This is a genomic window from Halalkalibacter urbisdiaboli (assembly GCF_002156385.1).
Taxonomy (GTDB): domain Bacteria; phylum Bacillota; class Bacilli; order Bacillales; family Bacillaceae_D; genus Halalkalibacter_A; species Halalkalibacter_A urbisdiaboli.
The window spans coordinates 1,547,336-1,567,709 of sequence record NZ_MVJM01000001.1 but is presented as its reverse complement, the minus strand read 5'-3'; the positions used below and the strand labels follow the sequence as shown (position 1 = coordinate 1,567,709).

Genomic DNA, 20,374 nt, shown 5'->3' with positions numbered 1-20,374 from the left:
AAGATGAATGTTCTTGTAATTGGAAGTGGCGGTCGTGAACATACCATTGCTTGGAAATTTGCGCAAAGTCAGCGGGTTGAGCAAGTATTTGTAGCTCCAGGAAATGATGGGATGGTCGATATTGCGACACCTGTAGCCATTCCGGAAGGTGATCATGATGCCCTAGTAACATTTGCTAAGGAAAACAACGTCGGTTTAACGTTTGTAGGTCCAGAGGTTCCACTATTAGCTGGTGTTGTCAATCGTTTTCAAGAAGAAGGCTTGAAGGTTTTTGGTCCGAAGCAAGAGGCAGCTTTACTTGAGGGAAGTAAATCATACGCAAAGATGATTATGAAGAAATATAACATTCCAACAGGAGCTTATGAAACCTTTTCAAACTATGACGAGGCAGTGGTCTATGTAAAAGAGCAAGGCGCACCAATTGTTATTAAGGCTGATGGTTTAGCAGCTGGCAAGGGTGTTGTCGTTGCGATGACAGAACAAGAAGCTCTTGAAGCATTAGACTATATGTTAAATGATAAAGCATTCGGTGAGGCTAGTGCGAGTGTTGTTATTGAAGAGTATCTTGAAGGGGAAGAGCTGTCATTAATGGCATTTGTTCATCATGATATTGTCGTCCCAATGGTTGGAGCTCAAGACCATAAGCGTGCTTTCGATAATGATGAAGGACCAAATACGGGGGGAATGGGTGCGTACTCTCCGGTTCCCCAGTTTAAGCAGGAACAAATTGAAGAAGCGGTTGAACGTATTTTACAGCCAACTGCGAATGCGATGATAACAGAAGGCCGTTCATTTACTGGCATTCTATATGCGGGATTAATGATGACGAATGCCGGGCCGAAAGTGATTGAATTTAATGTGCGTTTTGGTGACCCTGAGACACAGGTTGTTCTTCCAAGACTTGAGTCAGATTTAGTTGATGTATTAGAAGGGCTATTGAACGGTGAGAAACCTCAGTTGAAATGGTCGGAGGACGCCGTTGTTGGGGTTGTTATGGCAAGTAAAGGGTACCCGAAGGAATATGATAAAGGAATCGCTATTACTGGGCTTGAAAATGTAAACAGCGATTCACTTCTCTTCCATGCTGGAACGAAAAAAGTCGATGAGCAATGGGTGACAAATGGAGGACGAGTTCTTTTATTAGCAAGTAAAGGTGCGACGATTAATGAGGCACAACAAGCCGTATATAAGGCAATAAGCAACATTCAGTCTGAAGGGTTATTTTATCGCAAGGATATTGCACAAAAGGCTATTTCACGCGCTTTTTCATAAAAAAATAGATAGCTGCTACAATGCAACCGATAATTAAAATATAAATAAATAAGGAATCTGTCGCATATTCTTGAATATTCAAGATGGGATTCTCCTTTCTTTAACCCGTATAAAATTTATACGGGTTTTTAATTATTTAAAAAGGCTGTTTGATTTTTTTGTATTTTTACATTATCTTCAATATTTCGAAATTTTACTGTCACAGAATTATAACTTGTGTGACAAGTTTTCTTCTATTATGATGGGTTTATAGCAAATTGGTCTTGTTTATCGTTTTGATAATGAAGATTTTGCTTATTCGCAGAATTTTTTACTAAGTACGTTACAGGGCAAAAGCGGGTTATCCCTTCAGCTACTAGCATGCCACCAAGAGCAGCAAACGGTAAGGATGATTGAGACGGTCGTTTTACCATATTGGCAGTAGAACATGCTAATATAGAAAAACCACATGTAATACGAATAAGAGCATTGACTCTTCCGATATTTGGGTTCATGGATAGAAACCTCCTTTTTGGGTATAGATGGTGTCTTTTCTAAATATATTGTGAAGAGATTTCACAACTTTTATCAGTGAAAAAATGAAACTGTGTTAAACTAAAAAAAATAGCGACTAATGAAATGGGTGATGACAAGATGCCAGAGAGAATCTATCGCTGGACAAAGAAAAAGTTGCGACATCAGCTCGCGGTAGTTCGAGGAGAGACGGCACCAAGTCTCGTTCTTAAAAATGCAACGTATTTAAACTTTGCGCGCCGAAAATGGCTTAAAGCAAATATATGGATTTCGCAAGACCGTATTGTTTATGTTGGAGATGAAATGCCTCCTTTACTAATGGATGTTGAGGTTGTTGATTGTTCTCAATCGCTAATCGTACCAGGTTATATTGAGCACCATGCACACCCTTTTCAATTATATAATCCCCACAGTTTTGCTAAGTATGCGTCATCAAAGGGAACGACGACCTTGATAAACGACAATATGTTAATGTTTTTGCATCTCGAAAAACCGAAAGCGCTTTCATTGATTGAAGCGTTAGATGAGCTACCAACAACGATGTATTGGTGGGCTCGTTATGATGCACAAACTGAGATGAATGATGAAGAGTCGTTTACTAATTCAAAAATGAAAGAATGGTTGGAGCACCACCTTGTTGTTCAAGGAGGAGAGCTAACCTCTTGGCCGAAAGTACTTGAAGGTGATGATGCGATTCTCCACTGGATGCAAGAAACACAACGGTTAAGAAAGCCGATCGAAGGGCATCTTCCAGGTGCTTCGGAGAAAACATTAGCACAAATGGCTTTATTAGGAGTTACATGTGACCATGAAGCAATGACAGGAGAAGAGGTACTGCGTCGACTGAACATCGGGTATACGACTTCATTACGACATTCATCGATTCGTCCAGATTTACCAAAGCTGTTAAAGGAAATGAACGAACTTGGAATCGATTATTTCGGACGTTGCATTATGACCACTGACGGCTCGCCGCCAGCTTTTTATGAAGATGGTGTTATGGATAAGTTAATAAAAATTGCGCTCGAAAGTGGCTTGAAGCCCGAGGATGCTTATGGGATGGCCACATATTATGTTGCTAGATATTATCACATCGACCATAAGCTTGGAATGATTGCACCAGGCCGTGTTGCGCATTTAAATTTTCTTTCGGATGTAAATAACCCCTCCCCAACATCTGTCTTAGCAAAGGGACAATGGATGGTTCGAGATGGAAAGCAATGTGATGGTTTCGAGTCATTTCCTTGGGAAGACTTTGGAATTGGCCCACTTAAAATTGATTGGGACTTACATGAAGATGAGTTGAGTTTCTCCATGCCAATGGGGATTGAAATGGTTAACGCTGTTATTCTAAAGCCTTACCAAATACCGATTGATTGCAATTATAGTACGTTAAGCAAAGACCATGATGAAAGCTTTTTCGTTATGCTTGATAAGCATGGTAAATGGATGATTTCGACAATGATTAAAGGCTTTGCAACAAATGTATCGGGTTTTGCTAGTTCTTTTTCAAATACAGGAGATCTAATTTTAATCGGAAAAAATTTATCTGATATGGTAGCCGCATTTCGCGCATTAAAAGAACAAGGTGGGGGCATGACGTTAGTTGAAAATGGAGAGGTCATTGGTTCGATTCCATTACAGCTGTTCGGAGTTCTCTCGAATAAACCAATGCAAGGAATAATGGAGGATGAGAAAAATTTTGTGAGGTTATTAAGAGAACGTGGATATAAACATGAGGATCCAATTTACAGTTTACAGTTCTTTTCTTCAACTCATTTACCTTACATTAGGGTGACGCAACGGGGAATTTATGATGTTCATAAGAAAACGATACTCTTTCCCTCGATTATGCGTTAAACTATAAAAGTGGGTGTCCAAAGAAGCCACTGAAAAAGGTAAAGACATGAGGGCACTGAAAAAACCCTTGAAAGTCACGCTACGAAGCAGCAATGGCTTCACATGTTGCCCGCCTGCTATTTAGAAACTCACTCATAGCAGGCTTTTAAAAAGATGGCAACGGCTCTGCGCATTGCTTAGAGGGCACTGAAAAAGGGTGGGTTTCCCTTTTTCAGTGCCCTCGTGTCCAAAAGGTCTTTTTTGGCCTTTGGGACACCCTTTAAGCAATGAGCGGATTCGATACTATGATGAGTTATAGTAATAGCGAAACGGAGCCATTGTTTAGCCCTTTTTGGGCTTTTGGACAGCCCTTATTTTAAGCGAAGTCTTTAGTATGTTAAAATAGTAGAGAAAAGGTGTGGGCTCTATGAAAAATACGGTAACCTTGTCTGTCATCGGTTGTTTATTGCTGCTCATTTCGGCGTGTGGCAATAAGGAGATGACTGAAATCGTAGAAGAAACCCCTAATGAACCAAAGGTTGAGGAAGTCGTAGAAGAGAAAGAGGAAGAAGAAGTAAAAGAGACCTTTACTTATACGTTTCCATTAACAGGAGTCGGGACAAACGAGGAGATAAACAGGCGTGTCATCGGAGTTACGATTAACAATGCACCGCAAGCAAGGCCACAAACAGGGTTAGTCGATGCTGACCTAGTTTATGAAGTCCTTGCGGAAGGCGATGTCACGAGGTTTGTTGCTTTATACCAAAGCACTCTCCCAGAGAAAGTAGGCCCAGTCCGAAGTGCGAGACCGTATCATATCGATTTAATCAATGGTTATGATGCATTAATGGTGTTACATGGTTGGAGTCCTGAAGCAGAGCGGTTGTTAACCGGTGGTAAGGCTGACTTTTTAAATGGTTTATTTTATGATGGGACATTGTTTCAGCGCTCAAGTGATCGGAAAGCACCCCATAATTCTTATATAACATTTGAAAACATTGTTAAAGGATTAGAAGATAGGGGTTACGAGATTACCGGGGATGTTCCATCATTGGTGTTTGCTGAAGAGAGTGAACGATTAACCGGCGCTGATGCAAAGGAAATAACGGTAACGTACAATCGTTATCAAGTTGACTATATCTTCAATGAAGAAACAGGAATGTATCAACGCTTTAATGGTGAGAACCAAACGGTTGACCATGAAACAGGAGAAGAGCTTTCTGTCGCTAATCTTTTAGTTGCTGAAATGGATCATCGGGTTTTAGATGACGTAGGTAGACGAGCCATCAATTTAACATCTGGAGGAAAAGCATTGCTTTTTCAAGATGGAAATGTAGAGGAAGTTCAATGGAAAAATGACGATGGACGGATTATCGCTGTCAAAGATGGAGAGCCCGTTCCTCTAAAACCAGGTCAAACGTGGATAAATATTATTCCAACATCGCCTGGAATCGATGAAAATGTTACATATTGATGCATAATTGAAAGGTGTGAGTTTGAGTGCAAATCGATAAACTCCGTGGAAAAGAATTAGACCAATTATTTAAGGCCATTCTCTCACTAAAGGATTTAGAGGAGTGCTATGAGTTTTTTGATGATTTATGTACAATCAATGAAATTCAGTCGTTAGCGCAAAGACTTGAAGTTGCACGGATGCTCCAAAACGGTTTTACATATCATAAAATCGAGACGGAGACAGGGGCAAGTACAGCGACGATTTCGAGAGTGAAGCGTTGTTTAAATTACGGAAATGATGGATATAAAATGACGCTTGATCGAATTAAGGATAATGAAACACAAACTGAAGAATAATAACGACCGGCTCAGCTCCTAAAAACCTTTTTTGGGGGACTGGGTTTTTTTATGTTAAGAAACAGGACATTTCAGAAGAAGTCCGGGTCTTCTTTTGCTATGATAGGAATACTACATACTAAAGGCGGTGGAGAAATGGAGAAACAATTGAAAAACAGAGTAGCAATGGCAACTAAGCGGCAACCCGCTGACATCGTCGTAAAGAATGGTAAAATCATCGATGTATTTAATTTAGAAATCATTGAACAGGATTTAGCAATTGGAGAAGGCTATATCGTTGGAATTGGACAATATGAGGGAATGACTGTGATTGATGCTAAAGGACAATATATTTGCCCAGCGTTTATTGATGGTCATGTTCATATAGAATCGGCAATGGTCCCACCGGAAGAATTTGCAAATATTGTTGTTCCTAGAGGAGTAACAACGGTAATGGCAGATCCTCACGAGATCGCTAATGTTGCTGGTGTTACTGGAATTCAATATATGATCGATGCCTCTAAGGATATTCCTTTAGATGTGAAAATCATGGTGCCATCCTGTGTTCCTGCGACAAGCTTTGAAAATAACGGAGCAACGGTTACAGCTACTGAAATTGCAACACTCTTTCAGAAAGGTGAAGTATATGGATTAGGAGAGGTAATGGATTATCCCTCTGTCCTTAATGGAGAGGATGAGATGGTAAAGAAGCTGTTAGCCGCAAAAGAAAATCAGCGAATCATTGATGGGCATGCAGCTGGTTTAGATATTAATGGTTTAAATGCTTACCGAACGATGGGGATTAGCAATGATCATGAAGCTGTCACCGCGGATGAAGCGCTTGAACGTTTACGGAGAGGCATGTACGTTTTAATACGTGAGGGAACAGCAGCAAAGGATTTGGAAGCATTAGTTAATGTTGTGACACCTTATAACGCGAGACGCTGTGTATTTGCAACAGATGACAAGCATCTAGATGATCTAGTTGGAGAGGGGAGTGTAGATGCCAGTATCCGAAAAGCGATTTCATTAGGACTAGACCCTCTACAAGTGATACAAATGGCTAGCTTAAATGCAGCTGAATGTTTTCAGATCGGAGAAAAGGGAGCCATAGCCCCAGGCTATGAGGCAAATTTTCTATTCATTGAAAGTCTCGAATCGGTTAACATTCAAAGTGTCTATGTAAGAGGGAAAAAAGTAGCCGAAGACGGAAAAATAATTGCGCCTGCTCGAAAAAAACTAGACCCACCCGCAGCGTTAACAGATAGTGTCCATGTCAAATCGTTTGATATTAGTTCATTGCAATTACCGATTCGTAATCATAAAAAAGTCCATGTTATTAAAACAAATCCCGGTTCGATAATGACAGAGCACTTAATTGAAGAAGTAATGGTTGAAGACGGAATGTTTCTCCCTTCGGTTAAAAATAATCAATTGAAGTTAATCGTTGCTGAAAGGCATAAAAAGCTTGGTAATATCGGTGTCGGGGTTTTAAAGGGAATTCCGATGACAAATGGGGCGATAGTAGCAACAGTAGCCCATGATTCACATAACATTGTTGCTTGTGGGACTGATGACGAAAGTATTTATCACGCAATGAATCATGTCATTTCATTACGTGGTGGAGTTGCAGTTGTCAAGGGAAGCAAAGTCTTGGCGTCATTAAGCTTACCTTTAGCGGGATTAATGTCACTTGAACCATTCGAAAAGGTTAATGAATCATTACATGCGTTAGAAGGAGCTCTACAAGAAATAGGTTTTCTCGATACATGGAATCCATTTTTAACGCTATCTTTTTTAGCATTACCGGTCATACCATCATTAAAGTTAACAGATAAGGGTTTGTTTGATGTCGATGCTTTTTGCCATATTGAAGCTAGCTCCGAAAATGAATAAAGAGCTAGCTTTAATCTCTTGACTATTATCATTTATTATAATATTATCATTTTATATAATGATAATATAAAAAGAGGGGTAATATGACTAAGAAAAAAGCTGATGTACTCCTTCATCCTGTTCGTATGCGAATCGTTCAAGCACTTCTATCACATGAAAGACTTACGGTCCAACAACTTGTTGAAAAATTAGCTGATGTTCCTCAAGCAACAATGTACCGGCACCTTACTATTTTAAGAGAGGCAAAGGCAGTAGAAGTTGTTGAGACTCATAAAGTTAGAGGGACGACGGAAAAGGTGTACGCCGTTTCAAAAGAGCAACTGAAGATCCCTGATAAGGAAGTTGAGGAAACAGCACCAGATGAACATCTTAAATATTTTATGATGTATCAAGCAAATTTACTAAAAGAATTTGAAAAATATGTGCTTAATCATTCTCCACTTCAGTATAAGAAAGATGGCCTTGGTTATTGGCAAACAACCTTACATTTAAGTGATGCTGAATTTAAAGAATTTCTAGATGAATTAAGAGCGCTTTTTGAAAAGGTTTCGGAAAATAAGCCGACAGGCGATCGGAAAGAACGAATCATGGCAACAACATTCATTCCGGGAGGTTAACTCCCGCAGTTTTTATTGGATGGGAGGTTTAAATATGGAGGAACGAATTGTAAGCTTTGAACATAACGGCTCCGTTTACGGAACAATTACCAAACCTGCAGCAAAAGAGAAATTGGCCGCTATTTTAATATTACCGGGATCTGGACCTCTAGATCGGAATGGTAATAAAGGAAGAATAAAATTAAATCTCTACAATCAATTAGCTGAGGAACTTTCAAAATTAGGGTATGTAACATTTCGTTACGATAAGCGTGGAACTGGAAAAAGTCCAGAAAACTTCTTGAAAGTAGGGTTTTGGGACTTAGTGGAGGAAGGCAAAGCGGCACTGGAATTTCTAAAGGATCAGCCATTTGTTGATGAACATAAGCTATTTATTATCGGTCACAGTGAAGGGGCCATGATTGCACCTGCAGTTGCTAAACATGAGTCATTAGCAGGGGTGATTCTTTTGGCCGGAGCAGCTGAAACGCTACATGAGGCTTTGCTTTCCCAAAGAAAACAGGTAGTTGATGCATTAAATAATCTAGGTGGACTAAAGGGAAAGCTTCTTCAATTAATTAATGTAACAAAGAAAATTGAAAAGCAAGGTTCTAAGTTTGATCAAAAAATGTTAGAAGCTAAAAAGGATGTTATTCGTATTCAAGGAGCTAGGGTGAATGCGAAATGGTTTAAAGAACATTATGAATATAATGTAAGGGAAGTATTACAGCACATCAAATGTCCAGTATTAGCGGTAACGGGTTCAAAAGATTTACAAGTAACACCCGAAAAAGTACACGATATTCATGAACTTGTACAGACAGAGTCGGAAGCAGTGGTCATTCCAAATATGAATCATATTCTTAGACATCAGGAGGAAGATTATTCAATACTACAAATCAAAAAAGCTTATAAAGGATCTGGCGAAAAGCCTATTTCACCTCAATTTATTGAAGCAATTAATAGTTGGTTGAGTCGCTATGCGTGAGTCGATTAAATATTTACTAGTTGCTGTAGCGTTTTTCAGTCAAATAGGCGGCATTATTCTTTTGTTTTTTAATCAGCTATGGGCTTTATACGCTTTCTTAGGTTATGGTGCAAGTTTAGGGAGTCTTCTAATACTTTTTATTCTTGAACGAAGAAAAGAAAAAAAGGAGGAAATCGATTATGAAGATTGTCACTACTGAGACGATTTCTGGACATGAAATTATCGAAGTTATCGGGTATGTGAAAGGAAGTACGATTCAAACGAAACATGTTGGACGTGACATAACAGCCGCTTTAAAGGGAATTGTCGGTGGGGAAATTAAAGGGTACAACGAAATGATGATCGAAGCTAGAAAACTAGCAATTCATCGAATGGTTGAAGAGGCGAAAGAATTAGGAGCGAATGCAATTGTAGGGATGCGTCTGCAAACCTCTACAGTAATGGGTGCTGCTGCGGAGGTTATCGCGTACGGTACGGCTGTTGTAGTACGATAAGGAATAAGGAAGAGGGGCTTACAGGTACAGCCTCTCTTCCTAGTTTATTACATAAGAGAAATAAGAGTACCCTTTTCTTTCTCCCTAAAAAATGGATAACTCTTTCATGTTTCACTTGAAGGAATTGTTAAGCTCCTGTATACTTAAGTGAAAATGATTATCATTAACGGTGTTCTTGTTATCGAATGAAGGGCGAAAGGGGTACGTTTCATGGGTAATCTTGATTTCGAACAATTAAAAAAATACGGTTCAATTACAGACGAGGATCATCCTGCTAAAGTATACGAAGTGACGTTAGCTCAACTACTTCAGTCAGAGGCTGCGAACGCCTTCACAGCTTACTATGCTGAAAAATTAAAAGCAACAGATGTTGACGTAGCCGCGACTTATTTTTCGAGCTCATTTGGATATATTTGTGCTGCGCTTCAAACGGTTCTATCAACAGAACTTGCTATCCCTTCTGACCGAGATCAAATCACCGTCCAGCTTTACTATAATAAAGAACATGACTATTATGCGTTATCATATAAGCTAGCAAATCTACAATGCGTGAGTGAAGCTAACGCTAATTGGAGAAGGGAACAGCTAGTGAACTTTTACAAACAAGTTGTGACACCTGTTTTAGAAGCTTTGTCTCAATCGACTAGTATTCGAATAAGAGAGCTATGGGGCCAGCTAGTTGGCGGATTGCATTATGGTCACAAAATTGGTTTAACGTTTATAGAAGAAGCACAAAAGGATATTGTCAAACAGGACTTTAATTGGTTACTTGAGAAAGCAGCCCCCGAAATCTTTCGTTGTGATAAGAACCCACTATCATTTCCGATTCGAGAAATTGAAAGTCTAAAAGAACCGGGAACGATGATTAGAATGAAGCCAACCTGCTGCTTGTATTACAAGACAGAGAAATCAAGAGGGACAAAATGTTATACTTGTCCGCGTTTAAGTGAAGCTGAGCGGGAAGATAGAAAAAAACAGCTGGTCGCATCAACGACGTAGCTTTGTGCAATTATTTAATCAAGCATCTAAATTGACAACGAACTTACAGTTGAACTATGATAACGATAATGATAATCATTATCGTTATTTTTGTTGAGGGATTATTTTATGAAAAAAACAATAGCTACAACGGTTTTTCCTTCCTATGAAACGATTGTGAAAGACACAATTTTTGCTCTTGTTAATAAAGAAATCACAGTTGAAGGAATTGTCATCTATGATAAATCTGGCCATGTTCTTTATATGAATGAGTTGGCGAAGAAGCATGGATTACCTGATAGTTTAACAGTAGATGACGTTTCTCAATTAGAATGTTTATATCCAAATGGAGAAAGTGAAATGGAGCGGGAGCGTAATCCGTTTTTCCGGTTTATAAAGAATGAGACTGTAGAAGAAGTGAATATTTGGTTAAAAAAAAAGAAACAGCCTACGATGATTTTATCAGTACAAGGTGAGTCTTTACCCAAATTAATTAATCAAGAAGGCTATGTCGTTGTTACACGAGATATTGCTCAGCAGCGTTGGACAGAACAATGCTTATTAATGAGTGAACAAAGGTATAAATCTTTATATGAATATAATCCTGATAGTGTTTCCTGGCTAGATTTAAGTGGACGCTTTCTCCATGTTAATCCCGCAACAGAGCTATTATTCGGATCTCCCTTAAATGAACTTATTGGTCAATCATTTATTGATTATGTTGGTGACAGTATTACCGATATTGAGAAGTATTTTCGTGATGCGATTGATGGTCAGGCGCAGCATCTAGATGTTAGGTTCAGGCATGCTAGTGAGCGTTATCTTGTACTTAGTGTGTCAATGATTCCAATGATTGTAAATGGTGCGGTAGTAGGTGTTTATTTGTTAGCTAAAGATGTTTCTCATCAGCGGAAAATAGAGCAGTTAAACTATTATTTGTCCTATCATGACTCATTAACGAAGCTGCCGAACCGACGTTTTTTTATTAAACGTTTAAGAGAGGAACTTAAGCTATCAAACGCCGAACAATCAAAGGTAGCTATTATGTTTCTTGATTTAGATCGCTTTAAAATGATTAATGATTCGCTTGGTCATTCTGTTGGAGATATTTTATTAAAAAAGGTGTCTGAACGATTTTTGCGTTTACTTCCTAGCAAGGAGTGTTTATTTAGAATAGGCGGCGATGAATTTACGGTTATTCTTTCTCATTGTGAAAGGGAAGAAGTAGCAGGTTTAGCACAAAAACTGATTGACGTGTTGCAAAAACCATTTACTCTTGCTGAACAAGAGCTGTTTATTGGTGTCAGTATTGGGATTAGTCTATACCCAGATAATGGAGATTCAATTGAACTTTTATTAAAAAATGCTGATACGTCCATGTATGAAGTAAAAGCGAGAGGGAAAAATCATTATCAGTTTTTTGAGTCATATATGGAACAAACACGTGAACTCATTCATTTAGAAAGCGAATTACATAAAGCCTTGGACCACAATCAATTTGTTCTATGTTACCAGCCGAAATTTGATTTGCGGACAAATGAGATATGTGGTGCTGAAGCATTAATAAGGTGGAAACACCCTAGAAGAGGATTAATTCCTCCAGCAGAATTTATTCCATATGCAGAGGAAAGTGGTCTGATTATCGATATTGGAGAATGGGTTATTCGAACTGCATGTCAACAAATTAGAGATTGGAGAAATGAAGGTAGGAAGGCTGTCCCAGTTGCGATAAATCTATCAATAAAGCAATTTCAGCACAAAGATATCGCTGCTATCATAGGAAGAATTCTAGATGAAACTGATATTCCTGCCCATTATTTAGAGCTTGAAATTACGGAAGGGATTAGTGCATATGATATGACTGTGGTGACCCATACTCTACAAGAGTTAGACAAGCTAGGTGTTCGAATCTCATTAGACGATTTTGGCATAGGGTTTTCCTCATTAAATTATATTAAACATTTTCCAGTTGATACGATAAAAATTGATAAATCTTTTGTTCAACATATCTACCAAAATCAAAAGGATGCTGCGATAGTCCAGTCTATATTAACAATGGGACATGGCTTACGGCTTACCGTTTTAGCTGAAGGGGTTGAAACAGAAGAACAGTTACAGTATTTAAGAACACTACATTGTGACCAAGTGCAAGGGTTTATGTTTAGTAAGCCATTACCAGTTGGGGAATTTCAAGAGCGCTATTTAGGATTGTCGTGATTTTCCATAAGCCTATCTTTGAACTAAGTTCTATAAAAGTCAAAAGGTATGCATGATTTGTTGTTAACCATACATAGAATTAAGAGAATCAGATTTTTATAAAAAAGGGGGGTTCATATATGGGGAAGGTAGAAGTTTTAGGTAGACTGTTAAGTAAATACTTTGCTCTTATTGTGATTATTATTAGTATTCTAGCCTTTTTGCTTCCGAGTGGGTTTACGTGGATTGCACCACATATTGTTTTACTTTTAAGTATTATTATGTTCGGAATGGGCTTAACGATGAAGCCAACAGACTTTTCTGTCGTCGCCAAAAGGCCAGTACCAGTTCTTATTGGGGTAATCGCACAATTTGTCATTATGCCACTAGTAGCATATTTGCTAGCCATTATTCTTCAGTTACCACCAGAGCTTGCAGTGGGTCTAATTTTAGTAGGTGCTTGCCCAGGGGGGACTGCATCGAATGTTATGGTGTATTTAGCGAAAGGAGATGTGCCCATTTCTGTGGCAATGACTTCCGTATCTACCTTACTTGCTCCTATTCTAACTCCTGCGATTTTGCTCTTATTAGCAGGTCAATGGCTACCGATCGATGCGTGGGCGATGTTCCAATCCATCATCGAAATGATTATTATCCCGATTATCCTCGGAATTTTAGTTCGGCGCTTTTTACCTAATACTGTTGAGAAAAGTGTGAAGGCTTTGCCTATTATTTCTATTCTTGCCATTCTAGCAATTGTGGCAGCAGTTGTTGGGGTAAATAAAGAAAATATAGCAACAACGGGATTACTAGTGTTTCTTGCGGTTATCCTTCACAATGGTTTTGGTTTAGCGCTAGGGTACGTTACAGCTAGATTATGCGGAATTGATGAAACGAAGCGACGTGCTATCGCAATAGAAGTAGGCATGCAAAATTCCGGTTTAGGCGCTTCGTTAGCTTCTGTTCACTTTTCACCGCTTGCAGCTTTACCTAGTGCCATTTTCTCCGTTTGGCATAATATATCAGGCCCGGCATTAGTGTCGTTCTGGACTCGAAATAAGAATAGATAATGAAAAGGGGGTTGTCTCAAAAGCATAAAGCGTGCACAGCAATGGCTTCGTCCGCTACGCGCCTTACGATGAGAGAGGCTTTTAAAAGATGTAGCGACTACGCTCATTGCATGAAGGCTGTGCCAAAAGGTTAAAAAACAACCTTTTGGCACAGCCTCTTTTTTTGTCCATAAAGTGATACCATTTGTTCTTCATATGAAAAAAAGGGTACAAAGACATTTTTCCTCCTTCTTCTATCGGGCGACAAGCCTTGCTTTCTTTGATATAATGACGTCTTAGATGCGATAGATGTTTCATTAGGAGTTGAGAATGAATCGATGCTGGATTATCAGGAATGGCACCATATTTTTAAAATCGACCCGAATAAAGACATTTCAGACGAACATTTAGAGGCTATATGTGAGTCAGGAACAGATGGAATTATTATTGGAGGGACAGATGGAGTTACATTAGATAACACATTACAGCTATTAGCTCGTGTACGCCGTTATCCAATTTCGTGTGCATTAGAGATATCAAATTTAGATGCCATTACACCGGGCTTCGACTACTTCTTTATTCCTTCTGTGATGAACAGTCGTGATGTAAACTATGTCTTAGGACATCATCATCAAGCAGTTAAAGAATACGGAGCGATTATGAATTGGGATGAAATTGTGATGGAAGGCTACTGTATCCTCAATGAAGAGGCGAAAGCTGCAAAAGTGACAAATGCAAATACAAATCTTACAAATGAAGATGTGATTGCTTATGCACGAATGGCAGAGAATTTATATCACTATCCAATTTTCTATCTCGAATATAGTGGAACGTATGGAAAACTTGAGCTTGTCCAACAGGTGGCAGCTGTCCTTGGGGGAACTCGCTTGTTCTATGGTGGAGGAATTAAGACACCAGAGCAGGCAAAGGAAATGGCGCAACATGCAGATGCGGTTGTTGTAGGGAACCTCATCTATGAAAATATTCACGCTGCATTAAAAACAGTCGAAGCAGTAAAGGAAGCATTGAAATAGTAGGGAATGGACGATAAAATAAAAAGAGAACATTTGTTTGGTGGTGAGGATGTGCAAGAGAAAATTATTGAAAGAATGTTAGATGGATTAAATCCTGAACAAAGGAATGCCGTTACACATACAGAGGGACCGTTATTGTTAATGGCCGGTGCTGGAAGTGGGAAGACACGTGTGCTTACGCATCGAATTGCTTATTTATTACGTGAAAAAGGCATTGCTCCGTGGAATGTACTAGCAATAACGTTTACGAATAAGGCTGCAAGAGAGATGAAAGACCGTGTAGCCCAGCTTGTTGGCCCGATTGCTGAGGATATTTGGATTTCAACGTTTCACTCCATGTGTGTAAGAATCTTGCGACGTGATATCGACCGGATTGGCTATAATCGTAATTTTACGATTTTAGATTCAGGTGATCAACTAACAGTAATTAAACAAATTTTAAAAAATAAAAACATTGACCCGAAGAAGTTTGATGCTCGAAGTATTCTCGGGACTATTAGTAGTGCAAAGAATGAATTGAAAAAGCCTGATGATTTTGCGGCAATCGCTACAGGATTGTATGACCAAACAGCTGCTGAGGTATATGTTGACTATCAGAAGCAATTAAAAAAGAATCATGCGTTAGACTTTGATGATTTAATAATGAAAACAATTGAGTTGTTTAAGCTTGTTCCTGAGGTGTTAGAGCATTATCAGCGAAAGTTTCAATATGTGCTTGTTGATGAGTACCAGGATACGAACCGGGCCCAGTATATGCTCGTTCGTATGATAAGTGACCGTTATAAAAATATTTGTGTTGTCGGGGATTCTGACCAATCCATTTACCGTTGGCGTGGAGCAGATATCGCAAATATTTTATCGTTTGAGGGTGACTATCCGAATGCGGCTGTTATTTTGCTTGAACAAAACTATCGTTCAACAAAACTAATCCTGCAGGCAGCAAACCGAGTTATTGAGAATAACCGAAACCGAAAACCAAAAAATCTTTGGACGGAAAATGATTTAGGAGCAAAAATTGGTTATTACTCCGCTGATACAGAGCAATCAGAGGCCCAATTTGTTGTCGAGAAAATCCGTGAGGCTGTACGTGAAGGAACGCATACTTATTCAGATATTGCGATTTTATATCGGACGAATGCGCAGTCGCGTGTAATTGAGGAATTTTTTGTTAAGTCTAATATTGATTATAATATTGTTGGCGGGACAAAGTTCTATGATCGTAAGGAAATTAAAGATGTTCTTGCATATTTACGACTAATTGCCAATCCAGATGATGATATTAGCTTACAGCGGATTATAAATGTACCTAAGCGAGGGATCGGTGCAACAACAGTTGATAAGATTGGTGCGTTTGCCATTCAACAAGGCATTTCGATGTTTGCTGCCTTGCATGAGGTTGAACAAATCGGGTTGTCAGGCCGTGCTGTTACGAAGCTGAAGGAGTTTTCTGAGCAACTTGGTCATTGGGTTCAAATGCAGGAATATTTATCCGTATCAGAGTTAGTCGAAGAATTATTAGAGCGGACAGGCTATCGCGAAATGCTGAAAAATGAACAAACAATCGAGGCACAAAGCCGTCTAGAGAATATTGATGAATTTTTAACGGTTACCAATGAATTTGAAAAGCAAAATGAGGATAAGTCCCTTGTCGCCTTTTTAACAGACTTAGCACTTGTAGCAGATATTGATCAGTTAGATGATGACGACGAAGGGAAAAAGAAAGATACGATTACATTAATGACGTTACATTCGGCTAAAGGACTTGAATTCCCGCTTGTTTTCCTTATAGGAATGGAAGAAGGAATATTTCCACATAGTCGATCATTATTTGAAGAAGACGAGATGGAAGAGGAGCGGCGTTTGGCTTATGTTGGAATCACTCGGGCAGAGAAGCAGCTGTATTTGACGAATGCGCGACTGCGAACGTTATATGGACGAACAAATACGAATCCTCCATCACGTTTCATTGCAGAAGTACCTGAGGAGTGCCTAGAGTCGTTGAATGAAGAGAAGCAAGCACCGGCATGGATGACGACATCGTCCGCATCAACTTCTGCTCCTAGTTCAAGACCTAGACCGATCTCTAAGCCGAGAACGACGGTAACAGGTGGCGACCAATTCTCTTGGAATGTTGGGGATAAGGCTGAACATAAAAAATGGGGAGTCGGAACAGTTGTAAGCATAAAGGGAGATCCTGATTCATTGGAATTAGATATTGCCTTCCCTCCCCCGACCGGTGTAAAACGATTATTTGCTAAATTTGCACCCATTACAAAAATGTAACATTCGTTAAAGTCGTAAAGAAAGGAAGAAGCCCATGGATAAAGCCGAAGCAGGAAAACGAATTGAAGTGCTTCGACAGCAGCTTGAGGAGTATGGTTATCATTATTATGTATTAGATAAGCCAATTGTTTCCGATGCTGAGTATGATAAACAGATGCAAGAGTTAATCTCTCTTGAAGCCGAGTATCCAGAATTCATTAGTGATGACTCTCCTTCTGTCCGTGTTGGAGGAGAGCCACTGCCTTTTTTTGAAAAAGTAGAGCATCGGACGCCAATGCTTAGTCTTGGTAATGCGTTTTCTGAACAGGATTTGCGCGATTTCGATCGCCGAGTACGCCAAGCGGTTGGAGATGAGGTCGCCTATACGTGTGAATTGAAAATTGATGGTTTAGCCGTGTCTTTATTATACGAAGAAGGAAAATTAGTTCGTGGCGCTACTCGTGGCGATGGGACTATCGGCGAGGATATTACCGCTAACCTTAAAACGATACCAGCGATTCCGTTACGATTGAAAGAGGATGTTACTCTAGAAGTACGTGGTGAGGCTTTTATGCCAAAACGGTCATTTGACCAGTTGAATTTGGCAAAGGAACAAGCTGGGGAAGAGAAATTTGCGAATCCACGAAATGCAGCTGCCGGTTCATTGCGTCAATTAGATCCTAAAATCGCTGCAAAACGAAACCTTTCAATTTTTGTTTATGCAATAGGGAGTATAGAGGGCAAGGAAATTCACTCGCATTATGAAGGAATTAACTATTTAAGGACATTAGGCTTTAAAATAAATGAAGAAAGCAAGCATTGCGAAAGCATCGATGAGGTCATTGGTTATACGACGGAATGGCTTGAGAAGCGAGGAGAGCTTTCTTATGATATCGATGGTATTGTTATAAAAGTTGATTCACTTTCTCAGCAAAAGGAGCTAGGATTTACTGCGAAGAGTCCACGCTGGGCAATTGCTTATAAATTCCCTGCAGAGGAAGTAGTAACAATCCTTGAAGATATTGAATTGAGTGTAGGGCGTACAGGTGTGATTACACCGACAGCTTTGCTAAAGCCAGTGCAAGTTGCTGGTACAACCGTGAAACGTGCCTCGCTTCATAACGAAGATTTTATACGGGAAAAAGATGTAAAGCTGGGCGATTCTGTTGTTATAAAAAAAGCGGGTGATATTATTCCTGAAGTTGTCAATGTGTTGACTGAGCTACGGGATGGTAGTGAACGGGAATTTACGATGCCTACTCATTGCCCGGCGTGTGAGAGTGAGTTAGTTCGTTTAGAAGGTGAGGTCGCATTACGTTGTATTAACCCACAATGCCCTGCGCAAATCCGTGAAGGACTTATCCACTTTGTTTCTCGAAACGCGATGAATATTGATGGATTAGGTGAAAAGGTAATTAGTCAGTTATTTGAGCATCAGTTAGTTCGTAATGTTGCTGATATCTATAAATTAGAACGTGAGGCGTTACTCAAGCTTGAGCGGATGGGTGAAAAGTCTGTTGATAATCTATTAGAAGCGATCGAGAAAACGAAGCAGAACTCACTTGAACGCCTCCTTTTTGGCTTAGGGATTCGTTTTGTCGGTGCAAAAGCAGCGAAGACTTTAGCGATAGAATTTGGAACAATTGAAAGAATTCAACAGGCAACCGAGGAAGAACTTATTGCTGTTAATGAAATAGGTGAGAAAATGGCGTCATCGATTGTTCGTTATTTTTCAACACCAGAGGTAAGTGAGCTACTCGAAGAGCTCAAGCAATTAGGTGTGAATCTAACCTATAAAGGCGCTGCCCCTATAGCAGGAGTAACGGAAAGTCTATTTCTTGATAAAACTGTTGTTTTAACAGGGAAATTGCATCAATTAACACGTGATGAAGCAAAAGAAAAGATTGAAGCCTTAGGTGGGAAAGTAACTGGTAGTGTTAGTAAAAAGACAGATTTGGTTATCGCAGGTGAAGATGCAGGCTCTAAGCTTAAAAAGGCAGAACAATTAAATATTCTCGTATGGGATGAAGAACAATTATTAGAAGTTCTTCACTCATGAATCGATTATTAATATAGAGAGGAGGGAGCACCTCATGTCGAGAAGATTTGGGATTGCTTCTCTCACGATTCTTCTTTTTCTAACAGGTTGTTTTCCTTTTCTTCAACCAGAAAAAGAAGAACTGGAGTTAGAGGAGTTAGAGGAAGAACAAACGGTTGAGATTGTACCTCAAATTACAACGCCAGAAAACTACTATCAGAGTGTTTTATATGATGGTACGTATTTACACGGTGAATCGCGAGGCTTTGGTAATGCCGTCGTTTATAACAGATTAGATTTAGACCAACTTGAAATGGGGCTAACCTCAGTGGCTCAGCAATATTTTGAGCCAGATCATTATTTTTTTAGAGAAGGGCAATTTATTAAAAGAGATGAACTAAATAGTTGGTTAAAGCGCTATGACGCAGACAAAAACCCAACAGGGCTAAATCCTGAGCTCGGTCAAGGGGAATCAATGAAAGAGAGAGAGGAAAGCCAACCACGTTATCTTTCTCATATTCTTGAACATAACTACTTAGTCCAAAACAAAAATGGGAATCTAGAGCTAGGTGGAATTGTTATCGGCTTATCGATGAACTCAGTCTATAATTTTAGAGTGGAAGATGACCAAGGGCTTTACTACTTTTATGAAACAGTAATAGAAGAAGAGGCGATGAAACGAGAAGGACAGAAGATAGCTAATGAGATTGTTAGCCGACTACGTTCAGATAATCGAGACGAAGGGGTTTTGAAAAATGTCCCAATTGTCGTCGCGATGTTTCGTGAGCAGCCTAGAGAATCTGTCATTCCAGGTCATTTCTTCCTTAAGGCTATTGCGGAGCCAAATAATAGCTTAGATCGCTGGCAAGAGATTAATGAACAATACTATTTATTTCCGTCAAGAGATGCAAGCACAGATGTTCGGAATGATGCCGATCAGTTTCAACGCTTTAAAGATGAAATTCAAGATTTTTTTGATTCTTATATAGGGGTTGTAGGGAAAGGACATTACGTTAATAATCAGCTTCGGGAACTAACTATTGAAATCCCAATTCGATATCAAGGGAAAGCAGAGATTGTTGCGTTAACACAATATACAGCTGACCGAATAACACAACGCTTTCATGAAAACTTAAAAGTGACTGTTTATGTTACTTCTGTATCAGGTAAACGAGAAAGTATGATTGTTCGTAATTCAAAAGATGAACCATTTATTCATATATTCGAATAAGACTCCATTTTGGGGTCTTTTTTAATGGCTAGCCCGCTGTTTTTATTTTGAAATGTTTGTAAATTCAGTATATTATAACAACGTAGCTTTAGGGTTTTTTTATTTACAAAAGTATAGAAAATGGTTAAATTGTAATCATAAATAGTAGTTATGCATGGAAAATCGCTACATTTCAACCAATGTGTATAAACTAAAAT

Annotated in this window: 18 protein-coding genes; 16 read left to right on the top strand and 2 right to left on the bottom strand. The window is 39.2% G+C overall.

The annotated features are described in order from the left end of the window. Positions 1 to 3 precede the first annotated feature (3 nt). On the top strand, positions 4 to 1,272 hold the full coding sequence (purD, locus tag B1R93_RS07820; RefSeq protein ID WP_088103322.1) for a phosphoribosylamine--glycine ligase: 1,269 nt from the start codon (positions 4 to 6) through the stop codon (positions 1,270 to 1,272). Here purD and B1R93_RS23805 read toward each other — a convergent pair. Together B1R93_RS23805 and B1R93_RS07815 are read right to left on the bottom strand one after the other, a co-directional pair. Beyond that, positions 1,250 to 1,354: an EYxxD motif small membrane protein gene (locus tag B1R93_RS23805; RefSeq protein ID WP_342587512.1), complete on the bottom strand. Its 105-nt coding sequence runs from the start codon at positions 1,352 to 1,354 to the stop codon at positions 1,250 to 1,252. The genes purD and B1R93_RS23805 overlap by 23 nt on opposite strands. Before the next feature lie 154 nt (positions 1,355 to 1,508). Further along, the gene (locus tag B1R93_RS07815; protein WP_088103321.1) at positions 1,509 to 1,766 is read right to left on the bottom strand and encodes a YgaP family membrane protein; all 258 of its coding nucleotides are present in this window, start codon (positions 1,764 to 1,766) and stop codon (positions 1,509 to 1,511) included. 139 nt (positions 1,767 to 1,905) lie between these two features. Here B1R93_RS07815 and B1R93_RS07810 point away from each other — a divergent pair, with 139 nt between their 5' ends. The 15 genes from B1R93_RS07810 (at position 1,906) to B1R93_RS07740 (ending at position 20,177) form a co-directional block, all read left to right on the top strand. Next, the gene (locus B1R93_RS07810) at positions 1,906 to 3,645 is read left to right on the top strand and encodes an adenine deaminase C-terminal domain-containing protein (protein ID WP_088103320.1); all 1,740 of its coding nucleotides are present in this window, start codon (positions 1,906 to 1,908) and stop codon (positions 3,643 to 3,645) included. Between the two features lie 406 nt (positions 3,646 to 4,051). Further along, the gene (locus B1R93_RS07805) at positions 4,052 to 5,098 is read left to right on the top strand and encodes a DUF3048 domain-containing protein (protein WP_207634126.1); all 1,047 of its coding nucleotides are present in this window, start codon (positions 4,052 to 4,054) and stop codon (positions 5,096 to 5,098) included. Positions 5,099 to 5,124: 26 nt separating this feature from the next. Further along, on the top strand, positions 5,125 to 5,436 hold the full coding sequence (locus tag B1R93_RS07800; RefSeq protein ID WP_088103318.1) for a YerC/YecD family TrpR-related protein: 312 nt from the start codon (positions 5,125 to 5,127) through the stop codon (positions 5,434 to 5,436). Between the two features lie 135 nt (positions 5,437 to 5,571). After that, the gene (ade, locus tag B1R93_RS07795; RefSeq protein WP_088103444.1) at positions 5,572 to 7,311 is read left to right on the top strand and encodes an adenine deaminase; all 1,740 of its coding nucleotides are present in this window, start codon (positions 5,572 to 5,574) and stop codon (positions 7,309 to 7,311) included. A gap of 83 nt (positions 7,312 to 7,394) precedes the next feature. Then, the gene (locus B1R93_RS07790) at positions 7,395 to 7,928 is read left to right on the top strand and encodes a helix-turn-helix domain-containing protein (RefSeq protein ID WP_088103317.1); all 534 of its coding nucleotides are present in this window, start codon (positions 7,395 to 7,397) and stop codon (positions 7,926 to 7,928) included. A 34-nt stretch (positions 7,929 to 7,962) separates the two neighbouring features. Continuing rightward, positions 7,963 to 8,895 (top strand): alpha/beta hydrolase, encoded by a 933-nt coding sequence (locus B1R93_RS07785; protein ID WP_088103316.1) that lies wholly within the window; start codon positions 7,963 to 7,965, stop codon positions 8,893 to 8,895. Then, entirely contained in the window at positions 8,888 to 9,094 is a 207-nt protein-coding gene (locus tag B1R93_RS07780; RefSeq protein WP_088103315.1) for a hypothetical protein, read from the top strand. The genes B1R93_RS07785 and B1R93_RS07780 overlap by 8 nt, the downstream gene beginning before the upstream one ends. Continuing rightward, positions 9,075 to 9,389, top strand: a complete 315-nt coding sequence (locus B1R93_RS07775; protein WP_088103314.1) for a YbjQ family protein — start codon at positions 9,075 to 9,077, stop codon at positions 9,387 to 9,389. The genes B1R93_RS07780 and B1R93_RS07775 overlap by 20 nt, the downstream gene beginning before the upstream one ends. Before the next feature lie 210 nt (positions 9,390 to 9,599). After that, on the top strand, positions 9,600 to 10,388 hold the full coding sequence (locus B1R93_RS07770; RefSeq protein ID WP_088103313.1) for a (2Fe-2S)-binding protein: 789 nt from the start codon (positions 9,600 to 9,602) through the stop codon (positions 10,386 to 10,388). 108 nt (positions 10,389 to 10,496) lie between these two features. Further along, positions 10,497 to 12,584 carry a bifunctional diguanylate cyclase/phosphodiesterase gene (locus tag B1R93_RS07765; protein ID WP_088103312.1) on the top strand — a complete coding sequence of 696 codons (2,088 nt, stop codon included), beginning with the start codon at positions 10,497 to 10,499 and terminating at the stop codon, positions 12,582 to 12,584. Positions 12,585 to 12,703: 119 nt separating this feature from the next. Next, complete coding sequence (locus B1R93_RS07760) at positions 12,704 to 13,633, top strand: bile acid:sodium symporter family protein (RefSeq protein WP_088103311.1); 930 nt, start codon at positions 12,704 to 12,706, stop codon at positions 13,631 to 13,633. A 317-nt stretch (positions 13,634 to 13,950) separates the two neighbouring features. Then, positions 13,951 to 14,646, top strand: coding sequence for a heptaprenylglyceryl phosphate synthase (gene pcrB, locus B1R93_RS07755; RefSeq protein WP_088103310.1), 696 nt, complete (start codon positions 13,951 to 13,953; stop codon positions 14,644 to 14,646). A gap of 75 nt (positions 14,647 to 14,721) precedes the next feature. Beyond that, positions 14,722 to 16,929: a DNA helicase PcrA gene (pcrA, locus tag B1R93_RS07750; RefSeq protein ID WP_245308239.1), complete on the top strand. Its 2,208-nt coding sequence runs from the start codon at positions 14,722 to 14,724 to the stop codon at positions 16,927 to 16,929. Between the two features lie 34 nt (positions 16,930 to 16,963). Beyond that, complete coding sequence (ligA, locus tag B1R93_RS07745) at positions 16,964 to 18,967, top strand: NAD-dependent DNA ligase LigA (RefSeq protein ID WP_088103309.1); 2,004 nt, start codon at positions 16,964 to 16,966, stop codon at positions 18,965 to 18,967. 34 nt (positions 18,968 to 19,001) lie between these two features. Beyond that, positions 19,002 to 20,177 (top strand): CamS family sex pheromone protein, encoded by a 1,176-nt coding sequence (locus tag B1R93_RS07740; RefSeq protein ID WP_088103308.1) that lies wholly within the window; start codon positions 19,002 to 19,004, stop codon positions 20,175 to 20,177. The last annotated feature ends 197 nt before the right edge of the window (positions 20,178 to 20,374 follow it).